This is a genomic window from Vibrio coralliilyticus ATCC BAA-450 (assembly GCF_000176135.1).
Taxonomy (GTDB): Bacteria; Pseudomonadota; Gammaproteobacteria; order Enterobacterales; family Vibrionaceae; genus Vibrio; species Vibrio coralliilyticus.
The window spans coordinates 594,650-606,851 of sequence record NZ_ACZN01000018.1 but is presented as its reverse complement, the minus strand read 5'-3'; the positions used below and the strand labels follow the sequence as shown (position 1 = coordinate 606,851).

Below are 12,202 nucleotides of genomic sequence, written 5' to 3'. Positions count from 1 at the left end.
AAAACTTCTGGAGTCAGCATATGTCTGATTTAACCAATAGCATGAAAGCTGCCGCAATGAACATGGCATCTGACAAATCACAGGCTAAGCACAATACGTCTGCCAATGAAAATTCGCCTGACAAGCTTGGGCTGAGCAATCCCGCTTTCTGGTATAGCGGTGGGTTCATCGCTCTGTTTGTTGCTTTAGCGCTCTATGATGGCGAACTGCTGTCTAATCTGGTCAATGCAGGATTTGGCTGGTCAGTGAAAGTGTTTGGTCCATACTGGCAGTTGCTACTGCTTCTCACCTTTCTTATTGGCCTTGGGCTCGCTGCAGGGCGAACAGGTAAGGTGATACTCGGTGGCACAACCAAACCCGAAATGGATACTTTCCGCTGGACTGCGATCATCTTCTGTACCTTACTCGCTGGTGGTGGAGTGTTCTGGGCTGCGGCAGAGCCAATCGCCCATTACGTTAGCCCACCGCCTCTCTATGGTCCACAAGATAACCCTCAACAGTTAGCCGTCAACTCACTGTCGCAATCCTTTATGCACTGGGGATTCCTTGCATGGGCCATTGTTGGCAGCCTGACAGCTATTGTGGTGATGCATCTTCATTACGATAAAGGTCTGCCGCTGAAACCTCGTATTCTTCTCTATCCGGTTCTTGGTGAACGTGCATTAAAAGGCCATACGGGTGCGATCATTGATGCGTGCTGCATCATCGCGGTTGCTGCAGGGACGATAGGTCCAATTGGCTTCCTAGGTCTACAGGTTAGCTACGCGTTAAACGCATTGTTTGATATTCCCGACGGCTTTACCACTCAGCTGATCATTATTCTGATTGCCATCGCACTTTATACTTTGTCTGCTCTGAGTGGTCTGAATCGTGGAATGCAGATGCTTAGCCGTTACAACGTAATTTTGGCTATCGCCCTGATGATCTACATTCTTCTATTTGGCCCAACGAACTTTATCTTCAACGGCTACATTCAGGGTGTGGGCAGCATGCTCGATAACTTCATACCAATGGCGACTTATCGTGGGGATGAAGGCTGGCTTAGCTGGTGGACGGTCTTTTTCTGGGGATGGTTCCTTGGCTATGGACCTATGATGGCAATCTTTATTGCGCGCATTTCCCGCGGTCGCAGTATCCGCCAGTTAATCTCGACTATTAGCATTGTGGCACCACTGGCGACCTGCTTCTGGTTTACTATTGTTGGTGGTTCTGGTCTGGCGTTTGAAATTGCCGAGCCGGGCAGTGTCAGTAAAGCCTTCGAAGGTTTCAACCTGCCAGGTGCGCTATTGGCGGTTACTCAACAACTACCGTTACCTATGGTGGTGTCGGTGCTGTTCCTTATCCTGACGACGATCTTCATCGTTACAACCGGTGACTCTATGACGTACACCATCAGCGTGGTGATTAGTGGAGAAACCGAGCCTAATGCTATCGTTCGCACATTCTGGGGTGTCGCCATGGGTGTGACGGCGCTGATTCTGATTTCACTGGGTTCAGGCGGAATCTCCGCATTGCAGTCTTTTATCGTGATCACTGCGGTTCCGGTGTCATTGATACTGCTGCCATCACTTTGGAATGCGCCACAAATCGCAATCAAGATGGCGAAGGCGCAAGGGTACTAGTGGTTAATTATTAACGACAAATAACGTGAACAGTGTGCGGAAATTGTCCGCACACTCCAACCATTCTTACAATAACAACAGGTGGTGAGCAAAATGGATGCACATCGTTCTACTTACACTGAAACATCGCTGCGCAATGCAGAGGTGGTCATGGCGCCAGAAAGGCTAGGAGCTATGCACCAGAATCGAATCAGTTTTGTACGCAGTCTGATTCGTAAAATGGCTAGACAACAATGGCAGGTGAGTCGTCATGATTGGCAACTTTGCCCGCAAGGGTTTGGCCATGTCATTTACCGACTTAACACCCCACACCATGTTTATCATCTCGTGGTGTTTTGTGATCAGATTGCAGACGAAGAGCGCAATGACAGAGTCATCGCGGAAAGGTGGGATGTCACGTTTGCCTTGGTTTACGGTGATGTTGATGTGAGTTTGCTTGAACAATTGCGTGCCAATGTTCCGCTTCAGGAAGCAGGGCGCAATCCAAACAATGTGCTGGTGTTGGCAAGAGCAAATAAAAGTGTACGAGTGTTCGAACATATTGTCTCGGCGCTGGCTAAAGGCCTTCAACCACAAGGCGAAGAGCTGGCACAGGTGGGTTATATCCTCAGAACAACAGCCGTGTATGGCAACGGTAAGTTTGGGATTGCGGACTTCAAGCTACTGGAGAACAATCCGGACTTTAGTCTGTCCTTCAGTGCGCAGATGTGTGCTGTGTACCTGCTACGTGAGTTCAGTCTCGATTGGGTGCATTATCTTGCACGTCAGGAAGGTGGCGATAATGCAGTCGAGCTAGACCGAGGGCTGCAACGCTATCTTGGCGTCGGCAATGCCACTGGGTTGGGCATGGCGCCTTATTTGATTAATCACCCATGTATCGTTGATCAATGGATGACGGCCCGTGAAAGTGCTTTAGCGCTTGTTCTGGCAAAGCCATGCGATTCAGAGATGCATGGGCCTTTGAGTCAGTTATTGAATAAAGCCATCAAACACTTAGAGCAGGTAGTGACCATCAATCCGCATCAGGATACGTTGAATCAACAGGCGATTGCTGAGCTTACTATTATTCATAAAGATCTGGCGAACATCACCTCACAGCAGCCCAACTGGCAGAGTGTGATGGAGGGTTTGACGACCTACAGTTTGGAAACTCAAGAGATTGTCACTTCTTGTTTGATTGAACTTTACCCAGAACTGGTTAACGGTTTTGAAGAGCAGATGAACACCGACGAAACGTTGTCTGTTGCTACCGGAAAAAGCGTTGGTGATTTGCTTAGTGTGTTAAACGATAAGTATCGCTGGGCGATTGACGCCGATTACTCGCTGGCAGAAAACAACTATTGGTTCTGGTATCGCTCTCAGGATAAAGAAGAGCCGAGACTTGGGGTTCGCGGAGAAGAGTCCGGTGAAGACCGAGAGCTGCCGCTCGATATTGGTCGTCAGGTCAACCGCCTGTTTAACGCAGCCTCTCAGCAGCCGAGTGAGATGTCACTGGCTCAGTTTCTATTACAACATCCTCAATATCGCTCTGTTGCGCGTCGAGTCTGGACCTTGGGGCATCGCCAGATGGGCGATATTCAGATGAACGTGTTACGCCAAGATGCACTGCCTATGCACTTGCTGCGCTGTAAGCTGTCTTTCTTTGGTGCGACGAAGTTTGATCCCCGCTCAGATCGCTGGGTACGGGTGACCTTCTTTCAAGGTGCCCCTTTGCTGGACGAAATCGACTCAGACCAACACAACGACAATTGGATTTTCCCTTTGATGCCAACCGAAAGTGAGATCCAGAATCGTCAGCCGAACAAGGTCCAAGGAGGAAACGCATTATGATCGTGTCACACAATGAGCTGGTTGCTGCAGTCAATAAAGCGTTCTTAGGCGCACGTCGTTTGTGTGGTGAAGCGGATGTTATTGCCAATATGGTGGCCGATTTACAAATGGCGGGGCTGCATGGTGTTCGTCAATTTAATAATGCCAGCCGCTTTCTCGGTTTAGACTCTGACTGCGCGGTGTCGATTTCACAACGTTCTGATGAGAGCCTAGAGGTGGATTTGCACAATAGCAGTGTGGCTTGTCACTTACCTGCCGTGTTGGACTTTGCGCTGGAGAAAATGGTCCAGTCTAAAACCATTACTATTGAGCTTAAGCAGTGCCATAACCGTTGGCTGGCGTATAGCGAGTTAGTGAAGTTGGCAGCTAAAGGTATCGCGTGTCGTGCCCGCTGGACCAATGGCACCAGCCCTAAAAATGTATTGTACGTGTTAAATCGAGGCCAAATTGCGCCGGAACTGTATTTCTCAGAGGAGAGCCGTGGTTCGATAGAAAGTGAACACTCGATGACGATTGAATTAGCGGTAAGTGATTTTGATGTCAGTGCTAGTTCGCAAGGCTACAACGTGTATGTTGATGCTAAGGAGCTCGTCGATGCACAGCAGTCCTCATGGCGAGAGGGTATTTTCGTTGAAGACGAAGAATGGGAATTACTAAAGCAGACCGCGACTGTGTTTCTGGTCGAGAATAGCGAACGTTCAAGGCAGGGTGCTGGAGAGCTGGTCTAACACTGAAAAAGCCAAGGTTAAGACCTTGGCTTTTTCATTCAATCACACATCCAATGGTGGCATGCCATGTAAAGACGCAAGTTGTGAGAGTGAGAGATTGCTTTTCGCCAATGAACTGCGGGAGGCGACTGCTGGTTTTACCGCGGCGGGTTTCACTGCGAATTCGTGTCCATCCAGTATGCCTTTACCCTCCTTGAGTTCATTAAGTCGAGCGTTAACCACGCCATCGGTGCTGGAGAAATCAATTTTGTAACTGCCGACGTATTCCTGAACGTATTTGGTCGAAAGCGATTTAAGCTTATCAATGTAAACCACGGCTTTATCATACTCGCCTTGAGAAACAGCATCTAACTTAGGCGTAAGCAATTGTGCAAACTTCATTGGATGGCCGACAAAACCACTGCCCATAACGAGTGCGGCAACAATTGGAGTCGTCACCACCGCATTCTGAAACCACTCAGAAAACATCTTGTGATCACTGACCAAGCTGCCATTGGCGGTGCGATTGTGCCATTCTTTTTTGGCACGTTTGAGGACTTTGTCGAGTAGAGCGCGCTGAACAAAAAAGTCGACCAATTTGATAATACGCTCTAAAACAGCAACGATAAGGCTGATGATAGAACCAATGCCGGCGGCAGTGGCTCCCGCGATCCCAGCGACGCTAAGCGCAACACTTTTGATGCCACCTAGTGCGCCAGTTGCAGAGTGGCGAGCCAACGCTTTGGATATAATGCTAGGGTGGCCGCCCAGTAGCTCGACACCACGACCTTTATAGATTTGAGTAATGAGGTCTTTCGATTTCAGAACTGACTTTTTGACTGCTGAATAAAGAGAAGAAGCACTTCTTACATGCCCCCAACCAGGAATCAGATCCGCGAAATTACCGGCAAATTTACTGATCAGCCAGCTCCCAACCTCGGCTAGCCACTCCAGACCATGCAGTAAATCACCATAAACATGGCTGACTTTGTTGAGCAAGGTGCGGAAAAAATCAGACAAAAGGTCTTTGATACCATTCTTCATTGAAGTGGTGACTTCCGCGACTTTTGAAGCGGCTTTCGAAATCTTTTTCGCTGCTTTGCTATTTTTGAGCTTAGTCATGGTCTCAGTGTTGTTGAGTAGGCCCATGGCAGCATCTTTGAAGTCTGTGAAGGGTTCGGTGCCTACAACAAATGCACTAAAAAAGTGTGCATTCGAAATTTTGGCAACTTTAGTAATTTCTGTACTCGCTAACATGTACATGGCGCCCATGCGAGCATCCGCCATTTGTGCAACCTGAACACCGCGCGCAGTATTAGAAGTATTACCAAAGATTTTGTCTTTGATGAGACGTTTAAGTAGTTTGACTTGCATAGAAACCTCCACTTAACGATGTTGAACGCACCGGGTCATCTTTGAACAGACATAGCCGAGGCTTGGGGATGTATTAACTACATTAACGAAAATGAACTCGGTGATCTTCGACTTTTGGTTGAAACTTTCTAATTAGAGGTACGACCACTAAGTTTCAAGGAATAACCACTCTTTATCCATAAGTGCTGAGAATATAAAACGTTACAGGCAGTGTAAAGATGGCAAGAAAAGTCTGGTGAGCAATGATAGATGCCATGGCGGTGCTGTTTCCACCGAGCTGTTTTGCAAGAATGTAAGCGGAAGGGGCGGTGGGAACTGCCATCATGATGGTAACAATCGCGAGTATCATGCCTTCAAGCCCAAGTGAAAGCGCGAACACAAAAGTCATTCCCGGTTTAATAAGCAGCTGCATCACAGAAGCAACGACGACCATTTCTTTGAATGATTCATTGCGGTCTGTTTTCAGAGCTGCGCCAATGGCAAGCAGTGCTAACGGCAGTGCACATTTGCCTAATAAACCAAGGGTTACATTGATTTCATCGGGTAGAGACAGCGGGCTTAGATTAACCGTTAATCCAATCACGCAACCAAGAATAAGGGGGTTGCGCGATAGGCTGATAAATATCGATTTCCAGCTTTTCACTTCCTGACCATAAAAAGAAAACACCAAAAGACACAGTACGTTTACGGTGATGATGATTACTGACATCGATATAGCGGCGGCAACGATGCCAGACTCCCCAAACAAGTTGTAGACGATGGCCAACGCCACAAAACTATTAAAGCGCACGCCTCCTTGAAATATTGACGTAAAAGACGCTGGGTCAACAGAGCGCACATAGCGTTGCCAGACGATGAGTAAAACACTGCAGGTAAGAAGGACGACAACCAAGACGCTAGCAATGCTGAACCATGGCAGATCATCCAATGGTTTGTTGCCAAGCGAGTAGATTAATAAAGCGGGAGTGAGGAGAAAATAGGTCAACTTGGCCAATTCGTCCCAGAATGAATCGTTAAAACGCATTAAGCGACGAATCAAATAACCCAATAATATGATGAACATGACCTGCAGTAAGGCCGAGATAGCAGCTGACATATTTTTCTCCTTTCTTCATCCAAGAGTACAAAGAAAGAAGGCGAAAAAATAATTATGGATTTTTAACAAAAACGTAAAATTAATTTATGGGTAACAACTCATCGAGCAAGACTTGAACTAGCTCTTTTCTGCTGTGATGTTCTCTCTGGTACAAACCCATGTTGCGGTGCAGTCGTGGTATACCAAAGGGAACGAGTTTGTATTCTTCTCGTAGTTTGTTTGCTCTGGCTTCCCCTAAAGCCATAACGGTAACGCCCAGTTTTTCCTGCACCATGATCAACGACGCTTGGAGGGAATCCAGTTCCATCACAGTATCTGTGATCAAATTCCTACGTTTGAGCTCGTTATCAATCATTGTGCCAGCCCAAGCTCGCGCGTCCAGCTTTATAAATGGGTGGTTTTTGAGTAAATCGCTATCGGAAGTTTCGGCTGTATCCTTATGAGCGACAACGTAAAAAGGTTCTTGCTCTATGGTCGTCCAGCTAAAGCCAGTCGGTATCTTCCGTTGTGGTTCAGTAATTAAAACCGCGTCCAATTCTCCGGTCTCAACCCGCTCAGCCAAATCGACTGACATACCTCGAAATACTTTAATCGAGAGCTTGGGATATTGGCGACGAATTGAAGCTAGGGCAGGGCCAAGTGCGCCAACCTGAACACTAAATACTGCCCCTACCAGTAGCTCGCCGCTGTAGAGACCGTTTTGACCTAAACCGTCGCCGAGAGAATCATACATTGATAAAATTTGCTCCGCTCGTTGCATGACTTTTTCGCCATCACGAGTAAGAGCCAAATTGCGACCGATCTTCTCAAACAGTTTGGTATCAAGTTCCGTTTCAAGTTGTTTCATTTGGGTACTGACCGCCGCCTGCGTTAAACCTATTTTGTCACCTGCTGCAGAAAAACTGCCGTGGGCAATAATCGCCCGCAAGGTTTTCAACGCTTTGATGGACATAAATAAAGTACTCCAAACTTTAACCAAAAACGACTTTGAGAATAACATAGCTGGTTGAGATATTGTCTGAACTTGCGAGTAGGTTTATGTGGCTGACTCAGATGATAGTGAAACCAAAACGAACAAGTAGTAACATTTCGGCTGTTTCGCAAAATTTGTTGAAGAGAAAAGAGTCGCCAATGTTGTTACCTACAAAGTACGCCATTACCCGTAATGAGAAGAGTCTAGATGAGTTGGCGCAATTACTTGTTTTGCAAGGCGTTGACAGTTTGTGCCAGGTACGAGCCAAGTCGTACAGTCTATCGTCTCTAAAGCAAGCAATTGGTCCCTATGTGAAAGGGATTGTGTTGGTCAATTCTGCTTCCTATGACGGCTCGGATGTAGCTCCTTTTTATGGCGTGCACTTTACCTCAAAAGACCTCTCAGATAAGGCTTTGATTCAGTCAGTTCGTCACAGCGGCGCGCAATATCTGTCGGCATCGTGTCACAATGAGCAGGAGATTGAGCTGGCGAATAAAGCAGGGTGTGATTTCATTACTATTTCGCCAGTGGAAGCGACGAACTCTCACCCTGATGCCACTCCGATTGGTTGGCAGCGTTTTGCTGAGTTGTCCAAGTTGGCGAACATGCCAGCCTTTGCCTTAGGTGGGCAAAATACCCATAACGTAGAACATGCTCAAAGCTACGGTGCGCACGGTGTTGCCGGGATTTCAGACTTTTGGCAGGTTGAGAAATGAAAAAGGCTGGTGATTTCACCAGCCTTTGCATTTAGCCCAAGTAACGATTCTTGAGATGATCTTTAAAGAATTGCGCGTTGAGTGTGTCACCTGTTGCTTGCTTCACCAACTCATCGGTAGTGAGTAAACTTCCCTTACTCCAGATATTGTCTGATAGCCAGCTAAAGATTGGCGTTAAATCGCCAGATTGAATGGCTGCATCCACATCGACAGTTTGCTTCATTGCTGCCATAAACTGCGCGGCATACATTGCACCCAATGTGTAAGATGGGAAGTAGCCGAATGCGCCGTCGGTCCAGTGGATGTCTTGCATGCAACCGTTCTTAAAGTTGTCTTTGGTCGACAACCCAAGGTAAGCCTGCATTTTTTCATTCCACAGTTCAGGCACATCGGTGTGTTTGATCTTACCGTTGATCAGATCGCGCTCAATCTCGTAGCGCAGAATAACGTGAGCAGGGTAGGTTAGCTCGTCGGCATCAACACGAATGAAGTCTTTTTTCACGCGGGTGTATAGTTTTTGGAAGTTTTCCTGCGAGAATAGCGCTGGGTTATGACCATCGAAATGCTTGGCTGCAAAACCTGCTAGATGAGCGATAAAGGCGTCGCTGCGCCCGACCTGCATTTCAAAAAATAGCGATTGTGACTCGTGAATACCCATAGAGCGAGCTTCACCAGAAGGTAATCCAGCAAGAGATTTTGGTAGTCCTTGTTCATAACGAGCGTGACCTGTTTCGTGCACAATGCCCATCAGTGACTGAACGAACTCGTTTTCATCGTAGCGAGTCGTAATTCGTACATCCGATGGCACACCGCCACAGAATGGGTGCACACTCTCATCTAGACGACCATGTTCAAAGTCAAACTGCAGTAGCTTCATCACTTCGAGACCAAGTGCTTTCTGCTTGTCTGTTGCGAATTTACCTTCAGGTTGAATAAACTGCTCAGAAGATTGCTTTTCAATCACTTCATCAATAAGTTCTGGCAACCAGCTTTTCACATTGCTAAACAAGGTGTCTAGGGAAGCGGAGCTGGTGCCGGGCTCGTAGATATCCAACATGGCATCGTATGGAGTGAGTCCGTTTGCCTCTGCTCGGATTTGCGCTTCTTCCTGAGAAAGTTTCACTACCTCAGCCCAGTTCTTCTCGAACCCAACCCAGTCATTGTCACCACGTTGTGTACGCCATGCATGTTCACATTTGGAACCTGCAAGGGATTTAGCTTGCACCAGTTCTTCTGGGAGAAGGTTGGCTTGCTGCCACTGGCGTTTCAACTCGCGAAGTGTCGCCTTGTCATCTGTATTGAGTGATTCACCTTCGGCTTCTGCAAACCAGTCTGCCAGTTGAGGCTGAGTATGAAGGCCGTGAATATGAACCGAGAGTTCCGCCATGGCTTCAGAGCGAGCTTGGTTACCGCCGCTAGGCATAACTGCTGCTTGGTCCCAACCACAAATAGAAGCAAGGTGGCTGAAATGAGAGATTTTTTTAGAATGTGCTTTGAGTTTTTCGAATGCGCTCATGGGTCGCCTTCCGTGACTATTTAGGAGAAGGAAAGTGTATCAACCTCGCGTAGTCAGACCAAGTACTATCCGGTTACATCCTTTGGATTGAGTCTCTGTTAAATCACACTATTTCGAGCATTTAGTGATTTAAATGTTATTGGTATGGCGGAAAAGAATTCCGTTTCGTTGTTTATTCACTGACGTTTTGATGATAGAAGAGGATTATCAAATGGCCTCGATGAATTCGAGAAGAGGCATAGAAAGGAGTAGATGTGATTAACAATATGGAAGCGTTTCTGATCGCCATTACCATTTTAACGCTAACACCGGGTCTGGACACTGCGCTGGTGCTACGCAATTCTTCCCGAGGTGGAGTGAAAGATGGCGTTGCCACCAGTCTAGGTATTTGTTTAGGTCTGTTTGTCCACGCGACGTTTTCTGCAATTGGTATCTCCGCTATTTTGGCTCAGTCGGCAGAACTGTTTAATGCAGTAAAGATGGTTGGTGCCGCTTATCTTATATGGCTGGGGGCGACAACTTTAAGAGAGGTCTGGAAAGGAGATGTGGCTCTGTCGAATATGGAGTCTCATACGCATAATCTGGATATGAAACGCTCTCTTCGAGAAGGCTTTCTGTCAAATATTCTCAACCCGAAAACAGCAGTTTTCTATCTCGCGTTCTTGCCGCAGTTTATCAATCCCGAGGGTTCGGCATTTTTGCAATCCAGTTTGATGGCGGCTATCCACTTTGTGATTGCCATGATTTGGCAGTGTGGCTTAGCAGGTACTTTGAACTCAGCAAAGAACCTACTTAAAAGCCCTAAGTTTATGCGCCGAATGGAAGCAACAACAGGAGTGGTTCTCGTTGGCTTAGGTGTGAAACTTATAGTGGAAGAATAAAAAAACAGCGGCTTAAGCCGCTGTTTTTTTTATTGGTTAGCTCTGCATCTGAGGTTGCTTTAAGTTATCGACAGCGGCTGAGAAATACGCTTTCGTTTCCTCAATCACGACATGACGGAGCAAGATCAAACCGATCAGGTTAGGCACCGCCATCAAGCCGTTAACGATATCAGCGATAATCCAAATCATATCGAGGTGTAGGAAAGCGCCTGATGCCACCAAAGCAAGGAAGATAACCTTGTATGGCAGAACGGCTTTGGTGCCGAACAAAAATACGACACAGCGCTCACCATAGTAGTTCCAACCCAGAATGGTTGTGAAGGCGAAGAAGATCAAACCAACGGAAACCAGAATAGGGCCAAGCGTTTCAGCATTCAGGCCAACAGCAAAAGCGTGAGTCGTCATCGCTGCACCAGCAAAGTCACTTTGCCATGCACCAGTCAGGATCAGTGCAAGACCTGTCATCGTACAAATGATAATGGTATCGAAGAAGGTACCTGTCATCGAAATCAGACCTTGTCTCACACACGAATCGGTTTTCGCAGCCGCTGCTGCCATGGGAGCACTGCCAAGACCCGATTCGTTAGAGAAAACACCACGAGCAATACCCGACTGGATGGCTAGCATGATGCTTGCACCAAGGAAGCCACCTGTTGCCGCCGTTTGTGTGAAAGCAGACACCAGAACTAGCTCGATAGCATTGAACAGTTGATCGCTGTTGATGACAATCACGCTCAAACAAGCCAATACGTAGAACAGCGCCATCGTTGGAACGACTTTGCCTGCAACTTTAGCAATTGACTGAATACCACCCAGCGTGACAAACGCGACTAGTACCGTCAGTACCACTGCGGATGCTTCTCGCGGCACGCCAAAAGAGATCTGGCTGGCGTCTAGAATCGCGTTTACCTGAGGGAAAGTACCAATACCGAAGCAGGCAACACCCAAAGCGAAGAAGGCGAATAGCGAAGCGAGCGTACGAGAACCCACCCCATATTGGAGGTAGTACATTGGTCCACCAACCATCTGGCCTTTGTCATCTACCTTGCGGTATTTAACAGCCAATAAGCATTCCGCGTATTTAGTCGCCATTCCGAACAGAGCAGCAAGCCACATCCAGAACAGTGCACCCGGACCACCGAGTTTTATTGCGGTTGCGACACCAACAATGTTACCTGTACCGATGGTGGCAGAAAGCGCGGTACAAAGAGCGGCGAAGCTTGAAACATCACCTGGTTTTTTGGAATCATCTTTGCTGAAAACCATTTTCAGTGCAGTCGGCAGGTGTCGAAACTGAAGTAAGCCTAAGCGAAAAGTAAAGTAGACACCGGTTCCCACTAACAGGATAAGTAGTGGTGGACCCCAGACAAAGCTGTCGATAGTTTTAAGTAAAGATTGAAGGTTATCCATGATTTCCCCTTAATTGATAAAGCATTACTAAGGAGAAGAGTGAAAGGGCAGAGACGACGAGTCTCAACAAACGCTAC

The 12,202-nt window shown here is 47.3% G+C and carries 10 protein-coding genes; 5 read left to right on the top strand and 5 right to left on the bottom strand.

Going from position 1 to position 12,202, the window contains the following annotated elements:
• Window positions 1–20: 20 nt before the first annotated feature.
• The 3 genes from VIC_RS22145 (at window position 21) to VIC_RS22135 (ending at window position 4,180) form a co-directional block, all read left to right on the top strand.
• The gene (locus tag VIC_RS22145) at window positions 21–1,622 is read left to right on the top strand and encodes a BCCT family transporter (protein WP_006962600.1); all 1,602 of its coding nucleotides are present in this window, start codon (window positions 21–23) and stop codon (window positions 1,620–1,622) included.
• A gap of 93 nt (window positions 1,623–1,715) precedes the next feature.
• A complete protein-coding gene (locus tag VIC_RS22140; protein WP_006962599.1) occupies window positions 1,716–3,452 on the top strand; it encodes a hypothetical protein in 1,737 nt (578 codons plus the stop codon).
• The gene (locus VIC_RS22135) at window positions 3,449–4,180 is read left to right on the top strand and encodes a DUF3726 domain-containing protein (RefSeq protein WP_006962598.1); all 732 of its coding nucleotides are present in this window, start codon (window positions 3,449–3,451) and stop codon (window positions 4,178–4,180) included. Before VIC_RS22140 ends, VIC_RS22135 begins: the two co-directional genes overlap by 4 nt.
• A gap of 42 nt (window positions 4,181–4,222) precedes the next feature.
• Here VIC_RS22135 and VIC_RS22130 read toward each other — a convergent pair whose 3' ends face one another.
• The 3 genes from VIC_RS22130 to VIC_RS22120 form a co-directional block, all read right to left on the bottom strand.
• Window positions 4,223–5,533, bottom strand: coding sequence for a hypothetical protein (locus VIC_RS22130; protein WP_006962597.1), 1,311 nt, complete (start codon window positions 5,531–5,533; stop codon window positions 4,223–4,225).
• A 172-nt stretch (window positions 5,534–5,705) separates the two neighbouring features.
• Window positions 5,706–6,629 carry an AEC family transporter gene (locus VIC_RS22125; protein WP_006962596.1) on the bottom strand — a complete coding sequence of 308 codons (924 nt, stop codon included), beginning with the start codon at window positions 6,627–6,629 and terminating at the stop codon, window positions 5,706–5,708.
• Between the two features lie 79 nt (window positions 6,630–6,708).
• Window positions 6,709–7,581, bottom strand: coding sequence for a LysR family transcriptional regulator (locus tag VIC_RS22120; RefSeq protein WP_006962595.1), 873 nt, complete (start codon window positions 7,579–7,581; stop codon window positions 6,709–6,711).
• A 179-nt stretch (window positions 7,582–7,760) separates the two neighbouring features.
• Between VIC_RS22120 and VIC_RS22115 the strand changes: the two genes are divergently transcribed.
• Window positions 7,761–8,318, top strand: coding sequence for a thiamine phosphate synthase (locus VIC_RS22115; protein WP_080555964.1), 558 nt, complete (start codon window positions 7,761–7,763; stop codon window positions 8,316–8,318).
• 31 nt (window positions 8,319–8,349) lie between these two features.
• On the opposite strand, the gene VIC_RS22110 is transcribed toward VIC_RS22115, so the two are convergent.
• Entirely contained in the window at window positions 8,350–9,834 is a 1,485-nt protein-coding gene (locus VIC_RS22110) for a carboxypeptidase M32 (protein ID WP_006962593.1), read from the bottom strand.
• Between the two features lie 266 nt (window positions 9,835–10,100).
• Between VIC_RS22110 and VIC_RS22105 the strand changes: the two genes are divergently transcribed.
• On the top strand, window positions 10,101–10,715 hold the full coding sequence (locus tag VIC_RS22105; RefSeq protein ID WP_172974072.1) for a LysE family translocator: 615 nt from the start codon (window positions 10,101–10,103) through the stop codon (window positions 10,713–10,715).
• Window positions 10,716–10,751: 36 nt separating this feature from the next.
• Here the strand turns inward: VIC_RS22105 and VIC_RS22100 are convergent, their stop codons facing one another.
• Window positions 10,752–12,125, bottom strand: a complete 1,374-nt coding sequence (locus VIC_RS22100) for an alanine/glycine:cation symporter family protein (RefSeq protein ID WP_006962591.1) — start codon at window positions 12,123–12,125, stop codon at window positions 10,752–10,754.
• Between the last annotated feature and the right edge of the window lie 77 nt (window positions 12,126–12,202).